The 18,851-nt window shown below is 69.9% G+C and carries 17 protein-coding genes; 6 read left to right on the forward strand and 11 right to left on the reverse strand.

The features are described from left to right. Window positions 1-25 precede the first annotated feature (25 nt). Complete coding sequence (gene speD / locus ACQPYS_RS20320; RefSeq protein WP_218020817.1) at window positions 26-406, forward strand: adenosylmethionine decarboxylase; 381 nt, start codon at window positions 26-28, stop codon at window positions 404-406. On the opposite strand, the gene ACQPYS_RS20325 is transcribed toward speD, so the two are convergent. Beyond that, the gene (locus tag ACQPYS_RS20325; protein ID WP_433490475.1) at window positions 388-1,023 is read right to left on the reverse strand and encodes a DUF5134 domain-containing protein; all 636 of its coding nucleotides are present in this window, start codon (window positions 1,021-1,023) and stop codon (window positions 388-390) included. The two genes, speD and ACQPYS_RS20325, sit on opposite strands and share 19 nt — an antisense overlap. Before the next feature lie 166 nt (window positions 1,024-1,189). On the opposite strand from ACQPYS_RS20325, the gene hrpA reads away from it, so the two are divergent. Further along, on the forward strand, window positions 1,190-5,371 hold the full coding sequence (gene hrpA, locus ACQPYS_RS20330) for an ATP-dependent RNA helicase HrpA (protein ID WP_433490476.1): 4,182 nt from the start codon (window positions 1,190-1,192) through the stop codon (window positions 5,369-5,371). 10 nt (window positions 5,372-5,381) lie between these two features. Here the strand turns inward: hrpA and nrdR are convergent, their stop codons facing one another. After that, window positions 5,382-5,849 carry a transcriptional regulator NrdR gene (gene nrdR, locus ACQPYS_RS20335; protein WP_039825717.1) on the reverse strand — a complete coding sequence of 156 codons (468 nt, stop codon included), beginning with the start codon at window positions 5,847-5,849 and terminating at the stop codon, window positions 5,382-5,384. A 203-nt stretch (window positions 5,850-6,052) separates the two neighbouring features. After that, window positions 6,053-6,523, reverse strand: a complete 471-nt coding sequence (locus ACQPYS_RS20340) for a hypothetical protein (protein ID WP_433490477.1) — start codon at window positions 6,521-6,523, stop codon at window positions 6,053-6,055. A gap of 257 nt (window positions 6,524-6,780) precedes the next feature. Between ACQPYS_RS20340 and lexA the strand changes: the two genes are divergently transcribed. Beyond that, a complete protein-coding gene (lexA, locus tag ACQPYS_RS20345) occupies window positions 6,781-7,512 on the forward strand; it encodes a transcriptional repressor LexA (RefSeq protein ID WP_431939717.1) in 732 nt (243 codons plus the stop codon). A gap of 64 nt (window positions 7,513-7,576) precedes the next feature. Beyond that, window positions 7,577-8,287, forward strand: coding sequence for a hypothetical protein (locus tag ACQPYS_RS20350; RefSeq protein WP_063040221.1), 711 nt, complete (start codon window positions 7,577-7,579; stop codon window positions 8,285-8,287). Window positions 8,288-8,326: 39 nt separating this feature from the next. Here the strand turns inward: ACQPYS_RS20350 and ACQPYS_RS20355 are convergent, their stop codons facing one another. Further along, complete coding sequence (locus ACQPYS_RS20355) at window positions 8,327-9,199, reverse strand: helix-turn-helix domain-containing protein (RefSeq protein ID WP_433490478.1); 873 nt, start codon at window positions 9,197-9,199, stop codon at window positions 8,327-8,329. A 103-nt stretch (window positions 9,200-9,302) separates the two neighbouring features. Here ACQPYS_RS20355 and ACQPYS_RS20360 point away from each other — a divergent pair, with 103 nt between their 5' ends. Then, complete coding sequence (locus ACQPYS_RS20360; RefSeq protein ID WP_433490479.1) at window positions 9,303-10,091, forward strand: SDR family oxidoreductase; 789 nt, start codon at window positions 9,303-9,305, stop codon at window positions 10,089-10,091. A 10-nt stretch (window positions 10,092-10,101) separates the two neighbouring features. After that, entirely contained in the window at window positions 10,102-11,184 is a 1,083-nt protein-coding gene (locus ACQPYS_RS20365; protein ID WP_433490480.1) for an NAD(P)H-dependent amine dehydrogenase family protein, read from the forward strand. A gap of 184 nt (window positions 11,185-11,368) precedes the next feature. Here the strand turns inward: ACQPYS_RS20365 and ACQPYS_RS20370 are convergent, their stop codons facing one another. From ACQPYS_RS20370 to ACQPYS_RS20400, 7 genes are all read right to left on the reverse strand, one after another. Continuing rightward, the gene (locus tag ACQPYS_RS20370) at window positions 11,369-12,514 is read right to left on the reverse strand and encodes an acyl-CoA dehydrogenase family protein (protein ID WP_431939722.1); all 1,146 of its coding nucleotides are present in this window, start codon (window positions 12,512-12,514) and stop codon (window positions 11,369-11,371) included. A 169-nt stretch (window positions 12,515-12,683) separates the two neighbouring features. Beyond that, window positions 12,684-13,586 (reverse strand): lysophospholipid acyltransferase family protein, encoded by a 903-nt coding sequence (locus tag ACQPYS_RS20375; protein WP_433490481.1) that lies wholly within the window; start codon window positions 13,584-13,586, stop codon window positions 12,684-12,686. 123 nt (window positions 13,587-13,709) lie between these two features. Further along, the gene (gene hflX, locus ACQPYS_RS20380; protein WP_433490482.1) at window positions 13,710-15,263 is read right to left on the reverse strand and encodes a GTPase HflX; all 1,554 of its coding nucleotides are present in this window, start codon (window positions 15,261-15,263) and stop codon (window positions 13,710-13,712) included. A gap of 61 nt (window positions 15,264-15,324) precedes the next feature. Beyond that, on the reverse strand, window positions 15,325-16,203 hold the full coding sequence (dapF, locus tag ACQPYS_RS20385; RefSeq protein WP_063040338.1) for a diaminopimelate epimerase: 879 nt from the start codon (window positions 16,201-16,203) through the stop codon (window positions 15,325-15,327). A 92-nt stretch (window positions 16,204-16,295) separates the two neighbouring features. Continuing rightward, window positions 16,296-17,129: a TrmH family RNA methyltransferase gene (locus ACQPYS_RS20390; RefSeq protein ID WP_433490483.1), complete on the reverse strand. Its 834-nt coding sequence runs from the start codon at window positions 17,127-17,129 to the stop codon at window positions 16,296-16,298. Continuing rightward, window positions 17,126-18,109: a tRNA (adenosine(37)-N6)-dimethylallyltransferase MiaA gene (gene miaA / locus ACQPYS_RS20395; RefSeq protein WP_433490484.1), complete on the reverse strand. Its 984-nt coding sequence runs from the start codon at window positions 18,107-18,109 to the stop codon at window positions 17,126-17,128. The genes ACQPYS_RS20390 and miaA overlap by 4 nt, the downstream gene beginning before the upstream one ends. After that, on the reverse strand, window positions 18,106-18,777 hold the full coding sequence (locus tag ACQPYS_RS20400) for a hypothetical protein (RefSeq protein ID WP_433490485.1): 672 nt from the start codon (window positions 18,775-18,777) through the stop codon (window positions 18,106-18,108). Before ACQPYS_RS20400 ends, miaA begins: the two co-directional genes overlap by 4 nt. Between the last annotated feature and the right edge of the window lie 74 nt (window positions 18,778-18,851).

Raw genomic sequence — 18,851 nt, forward strand, 5'->3', positions numbered from 1 at the left:
CCGTTGCGAGCGATTGAGGCCGAAGGTGGCGGCGGAATTCAGCGGCCGGCATGTGCTGGCCGAGTTCGGTGGGGTGGACCCGGCACTGTGCGACGATCGCGGGCGGCTCGAGGCCGCGCTGCGGCACGCGCTGTCCGCCGCGGGGGTGACCGTCTGCGAGGTCGTCGGTAAACAGTTCGACCCGCACGGGGTCACCGTGCTGGCACTACTGGCCGAATCGCATGCCTCGCTGCACACCTACCCGGAGACCGGGGATATCTTCGTCGACGTGTTCACCTGCGGGGCCGCCGCGGACAGTGCCGGTGCGGTGGCCGAGCTGTTACGCGCGGCGCTCGCCCCCGAACACGTCCGGATCTCGACCGTGCTGCGGGGCCGGGCCGCCGGCGGTCAGGCCAGCAGCATATAGGCCATACCGAGATCCATGATGAGATGCGGGAGCACGGCGACGGGCAGTCCGCGGCCGGCGGCCGCCGCGGCCGGATGCGCTGCCCACCAGCGTGCCCGTCCGCCGCGCACCGAGATCAGCACCACGACGGCGTCCGTCAGGAACAGGGCAGCGAATACGGCGGCCGGCCCCGGGTCCGCGCCGTGCCCGCCACCGCTGTGACCCGCCATCGTGAAAAGCATCACCGCGGCCGCGACCAGGTGGTATCCGATGGCCGCCGCACGCCGGCCCGACCGTGGATACGCATCGCGATACCAGCGCACGAGCCGATCGCCCAACAGCAGGGTGAACACGAGCGTCATCGCGAGCAGTACACCGTGCAGGGCGTGGCCGTGCACGCGGGTGGGGAACAGCACCATCACCAGCATGACCGCGCACATCAGCAGATGCGCGGCGTCGGATTCGTGATCACCACCGTGCGCCGGGTCGCCGCAGCCCCCGGCACTGCCCGCGGACTCCCCCGTCGCGAGCACCGGCACGGCGGATATCACCCGGGCCAGCACCACCAGCGCCGCCACTGCGAACGCCAACGCCACCAGGGCCCGCACCCCGGCCTGGTCGAGTACGAATCCGGCCATGCCGCACCGCCTTTCGCAAAAGCGCACCTCGTCCATACTCGCACGACCGGACGACCACGGGGAGATCTTCGATCCGCCGGGCACCGCCCGCCTCACCGTCGGCCGTCGCCACCGGACCGGGCCGCGACCCGGCCGGACGCCGGGTTTCGATAGGCTGGTCGATGCAATGACCAGGACCGCAGTCACGCACCGGGAGCTTCGTACCCGGTTGGCTTCTCTCACCCTCCGCGACGAACACCGGCTGCACCGGCAACTGGATCGAGTGCGCGGCGGCGACCTGTCCCGGATCGAGTCCGAGATCACGGCGGCCGAGGAACGTATCGCGGCCCGGCGGGCCGCGGTGCCGGCGATCACCTATCCCGGGCAACTGCCGGTCACCGGCCGGCGCGACGATATCGCCGCCGCCATCGCCGCCCACCAGGTTGTGGTGGTGGCCGGGGAAACCGGCTCCGGTAAGACCACGCAGATCCCGAAGATCTGTCTGGAGCTGGGCCGGGGTATCCGCGGCGCGATCGGGCACACCCAGCCCCGCCGGCTGGCGGCGCGCACGGTCGCCGAGCGGATCGCCACGGAGCTGGGGACCGAACTGGGCGACGCGGTCGGCTACACGGTCCGCTTCACCGATCACGCCGCCGAGCACACGCTGGTCAAGTTGATGACCGACGGTATCCTGCTCGCCGAGATCCAGCGGGACCGGCTGCTACGTGCCTACGACACGATCATTATCGACGAGGCCCACGAACGCAGTCTCAATATCGATTTCCTGCTCGGTTACCTGAAGCAGCTGCTTCCCCGGCGGCCGGATCTGAAGATCGTCATCACCTCGGCCACCATCGACCCGGAACTGTTCGCCCGGCACTTCGCCGATGCCACGGGCAACCCGGCGCCGATCGTGGAGGTCTCGGGCCGGTCGTACCCGGTCGAGATCCGGTACCGGCCACTCGCCCTGCCGGCGCCGGAGGAGGAAGACGAGGAAGAGGATCACCGGCCGGTCGACCGCGACCCGGTCGACGCGATCTGCGCCGCGGTCACCGAACTCTTCGCCGAGGGTGACGGCGATGTGCTGGTGTTCCTGTCCGGGGAACGGGAGATCCGCGATACCGCCGACGCGCTCGCGGACCTGAAACTCTCCCGGACCGAGATCCTGCCGCTGTACGCCCGGCTGTCCGCGGCCGAACAGCACCGGGTGTTCGCCCCGCACACCGGCCGTCGGGTGGTACTGGCCACCAATGTCGCCGAGACCTCGCTCACCGTGCCGGGTATCCGCTACGTGGTGGACCCCGGGACCGCCCGAATCTCCCGCTATTCCATGCGGACAAAGGTACAGCGGCTGCCGATCGAACCTGTTTCGCAGGCATCGGCGCGGCAGCGGTCCGGCCGCTGCGGCCGTGTCGCCGACGGTATCTGCATCCGCCTGTACTCCGAGGACGATTTCGAATCCCGGCCGGCGTTCACCGATCCGGAGATCCTGCGTACCAACCTCGCCGCGGTAATCCTGCAGATGACCGCGCTCGGACTGGGTGAGATGGAACGGTTCCCGTTCGTGGAGGCGCCCGATCAGCGCGCGGTCCGCGACGGTGTCGCGCTGCTGGAGGAGTTGGGCGCCCTCACCCGCGGCACACCGGACGAGCGCCCGTCGGCGGCGGCCCCGGAAACCGATGGCCGGGACGCGGATTCCGCGAATCGCGACGAGACCGTCGCGGTCCGGCGACGCCGCCGGGCCGACTCGGGCCCGACCCTCACGCCGACCGGCCGGGAAATGGCGCGACTGCCGGTGGACCCGCGCATGGGGCGGATGCTCGTCGAAGCCCACCGCAACGGCTGCCTGGCCGAGATGCTGGTGATCGTGGCCGCCCTGTCGATCCAGGACGTCCGCGAACGGCCGGTGGACCAGCAGCAGGCGGCCGACGCGAAACATGCCCGGTTCACCGTGCCGAACTCGGATTTCCTGACGTACCTGCGACTGTGGGAATACCTCACCGGGCAGCGCCGGGCGCTGTCGGCTAATCGTTTCCGGCGGATGTGCCGCGAGGAGTTCCTGCACTACCTGCGGATCCGCGAGTGGCAGGACCTGTACGGCCAGCTGCGCACCATTACCAAGGGGATGGGCTGGTCGCTGCACGAGCCGGCCGCCGAGCCCGAGACAAAGGATTCTCGCCCCGCACGCTCGAGGAACGGTCCGCGGCGCGGAGGCGGACCCAACGGTGCGAAGCCGGAGCCGGAAGCCGCCGGACCCGTACGGACCGCCCCGGCGGCCCCTCGGCCCGTCGAGGAGATGACCCCGGACACCGATCCGTGGGACGCGACCGCCGTCCATCAGGCGCTGCTGTCGGGCATGCTGTCGCATATCGGGGTGCGGGAAGCCGAATCCCGCGAGTTCCTCGGCGCCCGCAACGCCAAGTTCATGATCTTCCCTGGTTCGTCGCTGGCCAAGAAGCCGCCCCGCTGGGTGATGGCCGCGGAACTGGTGGAGACCTCACGACTGTGGGGCCGGATCGCCGCCCGCGTCGAACCCGAATGGGCCGAACGGCTCGCCGGGGATCTGGTCAAACGTATCTATTCCGAACCGCACTGGTCGTCCAAACGCGGCGCCGCCCGGGCCTACGAACGCGTCACCCTCTACGGCGTCCCCCTGGTGACCGGCCGGCCGGTCGACTACGGGCGGATCGACCCCGAGGTCTCGCGAGAACTGTTCCTGCGGCACGCCCTGGTGCAGGGTGAATGGCAGACCCGGCACGAGTTCTTCCATCGCAACCGGGCGCTACTCGACGATATCGCCGATCTCGAGCACCGCGCCCGGCGCCGGGACATCATGGTCGACGACGAGGTGCTCTTCGAGTTCTACGACCGCCGGATCCCCGCCGATATCGTCTCCGTCCGGCATTTCGACGCCTGGTGGAAGACGGCCCGCCGACAGGACCCGCACCAGCTCGATTTCACGACCGAGACGGTGGTGAACGAGAACGCGAACACGCTGGACCCCACGGATTTCCCGGACGCCTGGCGCCAGGGCGAGCTGTCCTTCCCACTCACCTACCAGTTCGAACCGGGCCAGGCCGACGACGGTGTGACCGTGCGCATTCCGGTGGCGCAGCTGGCCCATGTCCGGGCGGTCGGGTTCGACTGGCTGGTACCGGGAATGCGCGCGGAACTCGCCGCGGCGCTGATCAAGACACTGCCGAAACAGTTGCGGCGCACGGTGGTCCCGGCGCCGGATTTCGCCGCCGCCGCTCTGCGCGTGCTCACCCCGCGGGCAGAACCGCTGCGGACCGGCCTGGCCCGGGAACTGACCCGCCTGGCGGCCACGCCGATCGCACCCGGCGATATGGACCCGGCCGCGCTCCCCGAGCATCTCCGGATGACCTTCGCCGCCACCGACACCGACGGCCGCGTCCTGACCACCAGCAAGAGTCTGGCGCAATTGCGGACCCGCCTGGCCGATCAGGTCTCCGCCTCGGTGGCCGCGGCCACGGCGAATGCCGAACGCGCCCCCGCGACGGTGTGGACCTCGGAATCCCTGGGCACCCTGGACGCCACGGTGCGCCGGGAAGTGGGCGGTCAGACCATCACCGGCTACCCCGCGCTGGTGCCGGAGGCCGACGGAGTCGCGGTCCGGGTGCTCACCTCGCCCGCCGAACAGGCCCGGGCCATGCGGGCCGGAACCCGGGCGCTGGTGCTCAACGCCGTCCCCACCTCGGTACGTGCCGTCACCGCGGGCCTGTCCCCGGCGGACCGGCTGGTCCTCAGCCAGAACCCGTACGGTTCGGTCGACGCGCTGGTCGAGGACTGCCGCGCCGCGGCGGCCGACCAGCTCATCGCCGCCGCGGGCGGACCCGTCCGCGACCCCGCGCAGTTCGAGCGTCTGGTGTCGGCGCTGCGGCCGAAGCTGAACGAGGTGGTCACCAGGATCGTCCGGCTGGTTGTGCCGGTGCTGGCCGCGGCGCACGAGGTGTCGACCGCGTTGCACGGTGTACGGGAAGCCGATATCGCCGAGGATGTCCGGGATCAGCTGGCGGAGCTGCTGTTCGACGGGTTCGTCTCCGAATGGGGCCCGGCCCGGCTGCGGGAACTGCCCCGGTATCTGCGCGCGGCGCGGGCCCGGCTCGCGGCGCTGCCCGGGTCCGCGGTACGCGACCGCCAGGCGATGGCCGAGGTGGACACCGCACTGGGTGCCTACGATCAGTTGCTGGCCCGGCTACCGGAAGCGCGCCGGACCGCATCCGACGTCACCGAGATCTGGTGGATGATCCAGGAGTTGCGGGTGAGCCTGTTCGCCCAGAAGGTGGGTACACCGTATCCGGTCTCCGTCAAGCGGATACAGAAGGCGGCCGCGGCCGTGCGCCGCTGACTCCGCCCGGTCAGTCCCCGGGGCCGACCGCCGCCCGGGCCTGGCGCATATCCCGGATTTCGCGTTCGAAATCCTCGGCGGAAGTGAAGGATCGGTAGACCGAGGCGAAACGCAGATACGCCACCTCGTCCAGTTCGCGTAGCGGCCCGAGAATCGCCAGGCCGACCTCATGACTCGGCACTTCCGGTGACCCCTTGGCCCGGACCGCGTCCTCCACCTGCTGGGCCAGCAGGTTCAGCGCGTCGTCGTCGACCTCGCGGCCCTGGCAGGCGCGCCGCACCCCGCGGATCACCTTCTCCCGGCTGAACGGCTCGGTGACCCCGCTGCGTTTGACCACCGACAGGATCGCCGTCTCCACCGTGGTGAAGCGGCGGCCGCATTCCGGGCAGGAGCGTCTGCGGCGAATGGCGGCGCCCTCGTCGGCCAGTCGCGAGTCGACGACCCGGGAGTCGGGGTGTCGGCAGTACGGGCAGTGCATCCGGGGTCCTTCGTCGCTGCGAACGCTCGCGGCCGAACCGGCGCCGGTCGCGGGTCCGGCGAGCGCGGGTACCGGGCCGGTGCCCGGGTACGGGTGGGCCGGTCACACGCACCGGCTCGAGTGCATAACACGTCGAGGATACCGGTACGGGGTGTGCCGTGCGCGCGCTCACCCCTGGTCCGGACACACGCGCCGCCGGCACGCTACCGGGGCCCGGGTGCCTCGGCCGCCGGACCGGGCACCGACCCGGCCGGAATTCCGGACGGTGTCGGCCCGGGCGCCGGATCCGGAGCCCGCAGATGCGCCAGCGCGAGGAAGGCGACCACCACCGTCGCGGTGATCACGGCGGTCAGTGCCGTCGCCGCGTAGCCGGCCCGGGCCCGCTCGACCAGATCGCCGGGTTCGGGTGGCCGGGGCCGGGGTGCCACCGCCGGCACGCGGCGCGCTACCGGCGCCGTGGGCCGGACGAGCGGGCGGTACCCGTTCGCCCCGCCCCGGTGCGGTGCCGCGGCACAGGGGCGGAGCAGGGCGGGCCGCCGCGTGTCCGGGCCCGGCAATCCGCCCTCGTCCGGATGGGCGGTTCCGGTCTCCCCCGGCGGGACCGGACCACATTGCACCCGGGCGGCGACGTCTTTCCGCGTGCCGGTACCGGTCACGCTGATGGCGGTGTTCATCGGATAGCCCTCCGTGCTGGTTGCTCGCGGAACCATCGGTATTCGATCACATGTTCGACGAACGAATGTTCGATTTCTACCACGCCGGAGGGATAATGTCAGTAGCAACACCGGACATACCTCGAACAGATGTTTGATAGATCGGAGAGGGCCGACTAGATTCACTGCACGACATCAAACCTCGGGCACAGCCGGTCCGGGCCGTCTGCCGGGACGGCGGTCACCGGGCCGGAGACCGACGAGAAAGGGCGGTTGTGGTGAGCCAATCAGACGACACGGGTGCCGGGGCCGGCCCCGGCACCGAACCGGGGGCGACCGGTGCGGATCTCACCGTGCGTCAGCGCAAGGTGCTCGAGGTCATCCGGTCCTCGGTGAGCCTGCGCGGCTATCCGCCCAGCATCCGCGAGATCGGTGACGCGGTCGGCCTGAACTCCACCTCCTCGGTCGCCCATCAACTGCGCACCCTGGAGCGCAAGGGGTATCTACGCCGCGACCCCAATCGTCCCCGCGCCGTGGACGTCCGCGGTATGGACGAGGCGGTCCGCTCGGTAACCACGCTGCCGCCCGCCGATACCACCGCGGCCACCGAGGCGGCCGGCGATACCGATCACCCGATCCCGACCTATGTACCGGTGCTCGGCCGAATCGCCGCCGGTGGCCCGATCCTGGCGGAACAGGCGGTGGAAGACGTGTTCCCACTCCCTCGCGAACTGGTCGGCGACGGTTCGCTGTTCCTGCTGAAGGTGGTCGGCGAGTCCATGGTCGACGCAGCCATCTGCGACGGTGACTGGGTGGTGGTCCGGCAGCAGAATGTGGCCGACAACGGCGATATCGTCGCGGCGATGCTGGACGGCGAAGCGACCGTGAAGACGTTCAAACGCAGCGGCAAGGACGTCTGGCTGATGCCGCACAATCCGCATTTCGAGCCGATTCCGGGTAACGACGCCCGCATTCTCGGCAAAGTCGTCACCGTGATCCGCAAGGTCTGAGACCGTTTGCCGGCACCGGGCACGCGCCGGCGCCGGACCATCTCCCGGTGGCGGTGAGGAGCCCATGGCAGTACCCCAGGTCGCGGTCGTCCGGCCACGTTCGGGACTCGGCTCCGGGCCGATCCCGAACCGGGTCTGGTATGCCGCCTACGGATCGAATGCCGATCCGGAGCGCCTGCGCTGCTACCTCACCGGGGCCCGCCCCGCCGGCACGGTCCACCGCCCGCCCGGTACCGGGCCCGGTGCCCTGGAGGGTTGCCGCGACCGGGCGGCGCCGGCGCGTACGATCGCGCCGACGCTGCCCGGGTTGCTGTATTTCGCCACTCAATCGGCGATCTGGACCGGCGGCCGCGCCTTCTACGATCCCACCGCCCCCGCCGAGACCCCCGTGCGCGCCTACCTGCTCACCCGGTCGCAGTTCAGCGATATCGTCGCCCAGGAGATGTATCGTCCGGCCGGCACCGACCTCGACCTGTCCGAGGCGGTGCGCACGGGCCGGTCACGCCTCGGCCCCGGCCGCTACGAAACCCTGGTCTGCCCGGGCATATTCGACGGCCTTCCCATCTTGACCTGCACCGCCCCGTGGCGCTGGCGCGAGATCGCCGGGAACCCACCGGCCGCCGCGTACCTCCATCGGATCGGCACGGGTCTGCGTGCGGCACATCGATGGTCGGTCCACGAGGCAGCCGGTTATCTGGCCGGTCGCCCGGGCGCCGCCGGACACTGGACTGCCGGTGAGGTGGCCCGGCTGCTGCGCGGCGAATACGACACCTGAGCTCCGCGACGGTCGTATCGGCGCTACCGCGGCCCCGTCTCACCCGTCCGCGGTCCGCAGTGCCACCGAGATCGATCGGGCGCCCGCGCGCACGATGTCGATATACCGGGATCGGTCCGCCGGACCGGCCTCCGCCCGCAACGGGCCGAGCTGGACCTCGTAGGGTGCTTCGTCGCCATGGAAGACCGGCGCGGACACATAGCTGAGCGGCAGCGGGTGCCGGGTGCGAATATCGGCCTCGGTATATGCGCGCGAGGTCAATCGGCCGAGCTGGCGCAGTGCCTCGGCCCGCAACTTCGGCTGCAGGAGTTCGGCGCCGAGCGCGCCGAGCAGTTCGGTCAGCAGATCCACGAGCCCGGCGTCGTCGGCTTCGGGCCGGAACATGGCGAATCCGTGTGCGGTGACGAAGCCGAGTAGTTCCGCCGCCCCGGACCGCCCGTGTGTCGTAGCCAGCCAGCGCTGCCGTTCGGCGGGCGTCCGCCACGGCATCACCGCGGCCCCCGCCGGGTAGACGACCGGAACCGATTGCCCGACGGACAGACCCGGCACTATCCGCGCACCCGCGTACTGTTTGGCGACGATGGTGAGCCGATCGTCGGAGATCCGGCTCAGGGTGGCTCCGCAACCGGCGGCCTCGGCCAGAGCCGCCAGCTCCGCGCCCACCGCGACCGCCGCGCCCACGGGTTCGGCGGGTGACAGGCGGGCCAATGCGGGTCCGCGCCGGTAGGCCAGGCTCGCGTCCCGGACCACCCAATGCGCCTCGCACAGCTCGGTGAGCACCGCGGTGACCGTGGCCCGGGCCAGTTCCAGACGTTCGGCGATCTCCGAAACGGTCAGCGCCCGCTCCGATTCCGCGAGCAGTTCGACCACCGCCACCACCCGGCGTGTCGGCGGGGATCCGGCCGTCGCCATATCCGATGCTCCCTTGTCGCCCGGTATCCCGGGATCTACACTGCATCGACTATTCGATAACACGACGTCGAATAGTCGACATCAGCTTACTTCAGGAGGCGCCATGATTCTGGACCGGTTCCGGCTCGACGACCGGGTCGCCGTGGTGACCGGTGCCGGGCGCGGACTCGGCGCGGCCATCGCCCTCGGTTTCGCCGAGGCGGGAGCCGACGTCGTGATCGCCGCCCGCACCGAATCCGAACTGACCGCAGTGGCCGAGCAGATCCGCCGGGCGGGTCGCCGGGCCCATATCGTGGTCGCCGACCTGGCCGATCCCGCGGCCTGCGCCGCCCTCGCCGAGACCGCGGCGGCGGAGTTCGGGCGGCTCGACATCGTGGTGAACAATGTCGGCGGCGCCATGCCCACCCCACTACTGGACACCACACCCGACGCCCTGACCCAGGCCTTCGGCTTCAATGTCGCCAATGCCCACGCCCTGGTCCGGGCCGCCGTACCGATCATGCTGGACACCGCCGACGGCGGGTCGATCATCAACATCACCTCGACGATGGGCCGGCTCCCCGGCCGCGCCTTCGCCGCCTACGGCACCGCCAAAGCCGCGCTCGCGCACTACACCCGGCTGGCCGCCATGGATCTGTGCCCGCGCATCCGGGTCAATGCCATCGCCCCCGGCTCCATCGCGACCTCCGCGCTCGAGGTCGCCGCCGACGCCACCCTGCGCGGCGCCCTGGAGAAAGCCACCCCGCTGCGCCGGATCGGCGATCCCGCCGATATCGCGGCCACCGCACTGTTCCTGGCATCCCCTGCCGGCGGTTACTTGACCGGGAAGGTGATCGAGACCGACGGCGGCCTGATCGCCCCGAATCTCGATATCCCGATTCCGGATCTGTGAGGAGACAGCTGTGACGTATCGCGTAGTGCACTGGGGCACCGGCAATGTCGGCCGCCACGCCCTGGCCGGGATCATCGATGATCCGCGGCTCGAACTGGTCGGCGTCAAGGTGTCCGGCAGCGCCAAGGAAGGCCGCGACGCCGGGGAACTCGCCGGGGCGCAGGCCCGTACCGGGATCCTGGCCACCACCGACGCCGCCGCGCTCCTGGCCACGAAACCGGATTGCGTGGTCTACACGGCCATGACCGACAATCGGCTCGTCGAGGCGCTCGCGGATCTGCGCACGATTCTGGCCGCAGGCGTCAATATTGCCGCGAGCGCCCCGGTCTTCCTGCAATACCCCTGGCAGGTGCTGCCGCCGGAGATGCTCGCCCCGATCGAGGAGGCGGCCGCCGCGGGCGGTGCGTCGTTGTTCGTCAACGGGATCGACCCGGGCTTCGCCAATGACCTGCTGCCGCTGGCGCTGGCCGGTACCTGCCGGCGGGTGGACCAGATCCGCTGCATGGAGATACTGGACTACGCGACCTACGACAATGCCGCGGTGATGTTCGACATCATGGGGTTCGGCAAACCTCTGGACGAGACCCCGATGCTCCTGCAACCCGGGGTGCTCTCCCTGGCCTGGGGCAGCGTGGTGCGCCAGCTGGCGGCCGGGCTGGGCGTGGAACTCGACGCCGTCACCGAAACCCACGAGCGGATTCCCGCGCCCGAGGACATAGAGATCGCGGCGGGCACGGTCGCGGCGGGCACCACCGCGGCCTTGCGATTCGAGGTCCGCGGAATGGTCGGCGACCACGTCGTCACGGTACTGGAACACATCACCCGGACGCGCGCGGATCTGGCGCCCGACTGGCCGCGGCCGGCCCAGGAGGGCGGCTCGTACCGCGTCGAGATCACCGGCGAGCCGAATTACGCCATGGACCTCTGCTTGTCCAGCGACAACGGCGACCACAACCACGCCGGCCTGGTGGCCACGGCCATGCGGGTTGTCAACGCGGTCCCCGCGGTGGTGGCCGCCGCACCGGGTATCCGCACGACCCTGGACCTTCCGCTGATCACCGGGCCGGGGCGGGCGGGATCCGGCGGATCCTGAACCGGGACCGTCACATGCCGCTCCGGTGGATCCCGGAGCGGCCGACCGTCAGCAGAAGGTGATGACGGTGCCGTTGACCACCGAGACACCCGATCCCGGAGTGGCCTTCTCCTCGTGTGCGGGCGGTCCCTCGCCCGCCCCGTTCACACGACTCGCCACACTGGATCCCGAGGGTTCCCGGCGTTCAGGACAGCTTCAGGCTGCGCCCGATGATCTCCTTCATGATCTCGGTGGTGCCACCGTAGATCGTCTGCACCCGCGCATCGAGGTAGGCCTGGGCGATCGGGTATTCGCGCATATAGCCGTAGCCGCCGTGCAACTGCAGGCAGCGGTCGATCAGGTCGACCTGCTCCTCGGTGCTCCACCATTTGGCCATGGCGGCATCCTCGGCCGAGAGGGTGCCCGCATTGAGCTCGGTGATGCAGCGGTCGACCAGCACCCGCACGGCCGTGGTCTTGGTGGCCAGTTCGGCGAGCACGAACCGGGTGTTCTGCAGGGCGCCGATCGGCTTACCGAAGGCCTTGCGGTCGCGGACGTACTGGCAGGTGTAGTCCAGGCAGGACTCCATCGCCGCAGCCGCCATGACCGCGATCGACAGCCGCTCCTGCGGGAGGTTCTGCATCAGGTGGATGAAGCCCTTGCCCTCCTCACCGAGCAGGTTGGCCGCGGGGACCCGGACATCGGTGAAACTGAGTTCAGCGGTGTCCTGTGCTTTCAGGCCCAGTTTGTCCAGGTTGCGGCCCCGTTCGAAGCCCGGCATCCCACGTTCCACCACCAGCAGGCTGAAGCCCATGGCACCGGCGGAGGGGTCGGTCTGGGCGACGACGAGGACGATATCGGAGTTGATGCCGTTGGTGATGAAAGTCTTGGCACCGTTGAGGACCCAATCGTCACCGTCGCGGACCGCGCGGGTTTTGATGCCCTGCAGGTCCGAACCGGTGCCGGGCTCGGTCATGGCGATGGCGGTGATGAGCTCGCCGGAACAGAACTTCGGCAGCCAGCGCTGTTTCTGCTCCTCGTTGGCCAGTTCCAGCAGGTACGGCGCGATGACATCGTTGTGCAGGCTGAAGCCGAGGCCGGAGTACTGTCCGCGTACGGATTCCTCCGTGATGATGGAGTTGTAGCGGAAATCCTGCACACCACCGCCGCCATACTCCTCCGGCATAGCCATACCCAGAAAGCCCTGTTTACCGGCCTCGAGCCAGACCGACCGGTCCACGACGCCCTGTTCCGCCCACTGGTCGTGGAACGGCGCCACATGCATCTCGAGAAACTTGCGGTACGACTCCCGGAACAGCTCGTGCTCGGGCTCGAACAGTGTGCGCTCCACACCAACCTCCTAGTGAACACTCCGGACGGGACCGCGCCGGCCCGTCACTGTGATCCACCGTACCCGGAATGCGAATCAGTGTTCACTTCACGGCCCGAATTACCTGGTGCTCCCCTCCCGCGCGGGACAGTCGCACCGCCTTCTTATTCACCGGCGGGACCGGCCCGCGTCAGACGGGCAGCAGTTCGCGCAACCGTCCGCCGAGCGTGCGGCCGCGATCGACGGCCTGATGGCCGAGCAGGAAGAGCAGTTCCTCCCGCACCGCCTTCTGCACCACCCGCGAGAGTTGTTCCGCGGCCTCGTCGATATCGCCGGTATCGCGCCACGGCCCGGTATCGATGGGCGTCCCGGCGGTGAAATAGAACCGTTCGGGACGCGGAATAGGCGTGATACCGATACCGCGCACCAGCGGCGGAGTGAGCTCGGTGTGGATACCGAGCGATTCGACCAGCAGTCGCAGCGGTCGCAGCAACCGGTCGTCCTTGTCGGCGATGATGTCGTAGGCATCGTCGATCCCGATCATCGCCACCGGCACGATCGGCGCACCGCATTCGATGGCCATCCGCGCGAAGCCGGTGCGGCCCTCCCACCGCAGCGCGTACTTCTCCCCCTTGCGGCGGATCGCCTCCCGGCCCCCACCGGGAAAGACGAGAACGACTTCGCCCCGGTCGAGTAGTGTCCGGCAGTTGTCCCGGGTCCCGCGCACCGATCCGTAGTAATGCAGTAGATGCCGGACACCCGGTACGGAGATGAGCAGATTCTCGGCGAGACCGCGGATCAACCGGCCGCGCATCCGCAGCACTTCCGGTAGCAGCAGCGGCGCGTCGATCAAGCCGAGCAGGTTGTGATTGGCGACCAGTAGCACCGGACCTTCGGCGGGGATGTTGTCCAAGCCGAAGAAACGGGGACTGCTCCAGACCCGGAGCGGCGCCAAGGCCGCCTCCAGAACCCGAAGGTCGATCGCACTCAGATCGACCGAAGCCGGCGCGCCGTCACTGAGCCCGGTCCGGTCCATCAGCGCCCCGCGCTGTCGGTCGTCGCCGCCGAGAGCGGTGCGGCCAATCTGTGACATAAAACCCTCCTGAGGTCGACTCATACCGATTGTGAATCGACATGGGTCGATATCCCACAGGGTTATGCAATGTCCCACATTTTCTGGACCTAGATCAGCCCGGGCTGGGTGTGTGCGAATCCGTCACGCCGGTGCGGCGCCTGCGTTGGCATAACCGGACAGCGCCGCCGCCAGCGCATTCGGCACGCGCGCCTGGACCCGGGTGCCGTTCTCGGTGTGCTCGGATCGCGAAATCCGGCCGTCGGCATGGATTCTGGCGAGTAAATCGCCGCGAGTGTACGGAAGAAGTACGCTCACTTCCACATCCAGCCCGCCGAGAACTTCGTCAAGCCTGGTACGCAACCGGTCGATACCGAGATCCTTGTGCACGGAGACGAACTCGGCCCCGGGCAGCATCCCGCGCAGCCGGGTCAGTTCCACCGGATCGACTTCGTCGATCTTGTTCACCACCAGCAGTTCCGGCGGCGCGGGCTGTCCGGATTCCCGGATCACCTCGGTGACGACCTCCCGGACCGCCTTGATCTGCTCGGCGGGCAGCGCGTCGGAACCGTCCACCACGTGCAGCAGCAGATCCGCGCCGGTGACCTCTTCCAGAGTGGAGCGGAATGCCTCGACGAGCTGGGTGGGCAGGTGGCGGACGAAACCGACGGTATCGGTGAACACCACCTCACGGCCGTCCTCCAGCTCGGCGCGGCGGGTGGTCGGGTCGAGGGTTGCGAACAGCGCGTCCTGCACCAGGACGCCCGAGCCGGTGAGCGCGTTCATCAGGCTCGATTTACCGGCATTGGTGTAACCCACGATGGCCACCGATGGCACGCCACTGGAGGTACGCCGCGCGCGCTTGGTGTCGCGGGCGGTCTTCATCTCTCGGATCTCTCGCCGCAGTTTGGCCATCCGCTCCCGGATCCGCCGCCGATCGGTTTCGATCTTGGTCTCACCGGGGCCGCGCAGGCCCACCCCACCATTGCTACCGGCCCGGCCGCCTGCCTGCCGCGACATGGATTCACCCCAGCCGCGCAGCCGGGGCAGCATGTACTCCATCTGGGCCAGCGCGACCTGCGCCTTACCTTCGCGGGAGGTGGCGTGCTGGGCGAAGATGTCCAGGATCAGCGCGGTCCGGTCGACCACCTTGACCTTGACGACCTTCTCCAACGCGGTCAGCTGTGCCGGAGTGAGCTCACCGTCGCAGATCACGGTGTCCGCACCGGTAGCCAACACCACCGCGCGCAGCTCCTCGGCCTTACCCGACCCGATATAGGTCGCGGGATCGGGCCGGTCGCGCCGCTGGATCAGGGCTTCGAGCACTTCGGATCCGGCGGTTTCGGCGAGCCGGGCCAGTTCGGCCATACTCGCCTCGGCCCGCGCCACGCTGCCCTCGGTCCACACCCCGACCAGCACGACACGCTCCAGTCGCAGCTGCCGGTACTCGACCTCGGTGATATCGGTGAGCTCGGTGGACAGACCCGCGATACGGCGGAGCGCGCTCCGCTCGTCCAGCTGGAGTTCGCCGGTGGTCGGATCGGCGGACCAACCACCACGCCGGGTACTCGGCGTGGCCCCGCTGGCATCGGGCGCACCCGAGTCGATATCGTCGACGGTGGCGACCGAATCCGTCTCCTGCGCGTCGAACGATTCAGGGGACCCGTTCACGGTCCCGGAAATGTCAGAGTTTCTCATACACCATCCATGCTGCCACTGATGCGCTGGTCGGCGCACATGATTTTCCGTCCGGACGCTGCTACAGCGCCTCCCACCACTGCGCGGCGAGCCGGCCGGTCGCGAGCAGTTCGGAGGGGCCGCGCAGCCACGCCGCGCCCGCGCTCAGCCCGACGCGAACCTGCCCGCCCGGAATCCGGACGCCGACCTCGCCGGTCCCGTCCGCGAGATCGAATCCGTCGGCCGCCAGGGCCGCGGCGGCTGCGGCGACGGTCCCGGTACCGCAGGAGCGGGTCTCGCCGACACCGCGTTCATAGACCCGCATATCGACCGTGCCGTCGGCATCGAGTCCGGTCAGGATCTCGATATTGACGCCCCGCGGGAACATATCGGGGTCGTATCCGGGAGGCGCCGTGAGATCCAGTTCGGCCAGCGCACCGGGCGACAGATCCGCGACACACGCCAGATGCGGATTGCCGACATCGATCCCCAGGCCGGGATGGCCCCATCCGGCCACCGTGGCGGTCGAAGCACCGAGCACCCGCACCGGACCCATCTGCACGGTCACCTCGCCGACGACCGCACCGGCCGAATGCACCACGACCGGACGCGCCCCGGCCCGGCTGCCCACTACGAACTCCGGCCCCTCGGCCAGACCGCGGGACACGAGATAGTGCGCGAAGACCCGAACGCCGTTCCCGCACATCTCCGCGATCGAACCGTCGGCGTTGCGGTAATCCATGAACCAATCGCCCGGGCCCACATCCTCGGGGTACTCGTCGAGTACCCCCGCGGTGAGTAGTTCGCCCGCCCGGGCGACGCGCAGCACACCGTCGGCGCCGAGCCCGCGGCGCCGGTCGCACAAGGCCGCCACCCGGGACACGGTCAGGTCCAGCCGGACCTCCGGGTCGGGCAGCACCACGAAATCGTTCTGGGTGCCGTGGCCCTTGGTGAATTCCACGTCCTTGTCGTTCCCGCTCCGGGACACGTCGCGGCTCTCCTGCACGTCGGGACTGTTCTGCACGTCGGTTCGGTTCTCCTCGTCCGCTGTTCTCACCGGGCAAACGTCCGGCGCTGCCGGGAAATTTCGTACAGCGCCACAGCCGCGGCCGATGGCGCTCCGAGCGAACTCGCACTGCCGCCCATCGGAATGGTGACCGTCCGGTCGCAGGCCGCCAGCCAGGCGGCGCTCATACCACTGGTCTCGTTGCCGACGACCAGAATCGTGGCGTCGATCAGATCCTCGTCGAAGACGGCGCGCTCACCATTCTCGTCGGTCCCCACGATCCGGGTGGGCACACCGCGCGCCACCTGCCGGTTCCGGAACTCCAGGACCTCCGCGGGCCCGGGCACCCGGAAGACCGGGACCGAGAACAGCGATCCGGTGGAGGCCCGGACGCAGCGCGGGTCGTACTGGTCGGCACCGTGCCCGGCGACCACCACCGCCGACGCGCCGAACGCGTCGGCGGACCTGATCACGGTGCCCAGGTTCCCGGGCGAATTCGGCCGGTCGAAGACGACGACCACCGGCGCCTCCCCGGGCTCGCCGAGTTCGCAATCGGTCAGGTCGCCCCCGGCGTACTCCGCCACCGCCACCAGTTCGGGCGGTCCCGCCGTCTTCTCCCCCAGGTCGGCCATCAGCTCGGGCGCCAGCCCGACCGCGGGCACCGCACTCGACTCCAGGATGTCGCGCGCCCACGCGGACAGCCCCGGATCACCCAGGCGGTACAGCAGGGTTTCCAGCGGCCAGTCGTGTGCGAGCGCCTGGGTGATCGGCCGGACCCCGTGCACCAGGAAGCGGCTGTCCCGGTGCCGTTTGGCGCGATTGTCCAGATAGGCCGCCCACACCTGGACAGCGGCATTGCGGCGATGGATCTGCCGGGTCACGAGCGGGTTCGCTCCTCGGGTATGCGATCGGATGCCCGCGGACCGGGCGCCGGTGGATGGGATACCGCAGAGTCTGCCAGCAGGGCGAGGGCGGTCGCGGTCGAGCCCGGGGCAGCGCCGTCCAACCAGCGCACCCGGCGATCACGCCGGAACCAGGACCGCTGCCGCCGGACGTAGCGGCGGGTCCCGATGAAGGTGCGCTCGCGCGCCTGGGCCTCGTCGTACTCGCCGTCGAAACAGGCCAGCACCTGAGCGTAGCCGATGGCCCGGCGCGCGGTCTGCCCTTCGCGCAGCCCGCGGTCGAGCAGCCCACGCACCTCATCCATCAGGCCCTGCTCGAACATCGCGGCGGTACGCCGGACGATCCGCTCGTCCAGTTCGGCCGTCTCCCGGTCCACCCCGAGAATGCGGGTGCCCCAGCGCGGCGCACCGATCACCGGCGCGGAGGCCGCGAACGGCCGTCCGGTGATCTCGACTACCTCCAGCGCGCGCACCATCCGCCGGCCGTCGGTGGGCAGGATGGTGGCGGCGGCGGCCGGGTCGGCCCGGCGCAGGGCTTCGTGCACGGCGGCCACCCCCTGCGCGGCCAGCACCGCTTCCCATTTCGCCCGGACCGCGGGATCGGTGGCCGGGAACTCCCACCGGTCGAGCAGTGCCTGGACGTACATCATCGAACCGCCCACCACCACGGGCACCCGGCCGCGGGCCATGATCGCCTCGATATCGGCGGATGCGGCGGCCTGGTACGCCGCGACGGTCGCCGTGTCGGTGACGTCGAGGACATCCAGTTGATGGTGCGGGATTCCGCGCCGCTGGTCCGGGGGCAGTTTCGCGGTCCCGATATCCATACCTCGGTACAGCTGCATCGCGTCGATATTGACGATCTCACCACCGAGCTGTTCGGCCAGGTCGAGAGCAAGATCGGATTTACCGGTCGCGGTCGGTCCGACCACCGCGACCGGGCGTGGGCCCCCGCTCACCGGGCCACGGCGGCCGGCCGCCACAGGCCGGCGAACCAGCCGACACCGAAGGGTGCGCCCCGATACCGCTCGGTCACCAACGGTGGTGCGGTGTCGACGGCGAAGAGCCCGGCGAGGGCTTGGTAGGCGGCGCGGCCGGACATCATCAGGTCGGCGCACAGGGCAGGGTCGAGGGCGAGCAGGGCCTCCGTATCGCCCGTCCCGGCCGCCCGGTCGAGCACATCCTGTACCGGTGCCGCCCGCGGATCGAAATATCCGGGAGCGGCGGTGGACAGGGTCGCGGCACCGTCGGCGACCACCAGCACCCCCTGTGCTTCGTCCTCGGCGTCGAGTTCGGCGCGCAGCTTCGCACCGAACTCGACGCATTTGCGCGCCGGAGCGTCGGCGGCGAGCATCTGCGCCCGCGCCGGCACATGCGGAGCCACCGCCCCGCGCAACCAGCCGGCGACGAGGACCGCCAGCGGCAGGTCCGGGGCCGGGGCCCTGGAGGTGCCCGCGCCCGGTCCGCCCAGACTCACCCGCACATCCACGCCGAAGCCGCGGAAGGTACCCGCCGTATCGGCGCCGTAGCTCTGCTCGCCGGGCCCGACGCCGAGCACCGTCCAGTGCGGTGTCGCCTCCGCCAGGGCCGCCCCCGCCGCGAGCACGGCCGCGCGGAGATCGTTCACCGCTGCCTCCGGGGGCCGCGTCCCGTCCCGCGCACCGGTGGGGCCGGAACCCATACCGGCCGGCGCGCCGCCGC

Source organism: Nocardia grenadensis (assembly GCF_050942415.1).
Taxonomy (GTDB): domain Bacteria; phylum Actinomycetota; class Actinomycetes; order Mycobacteriales; family Mycobacteriaceae; genus Nocardia; species Nocardia grenadensis.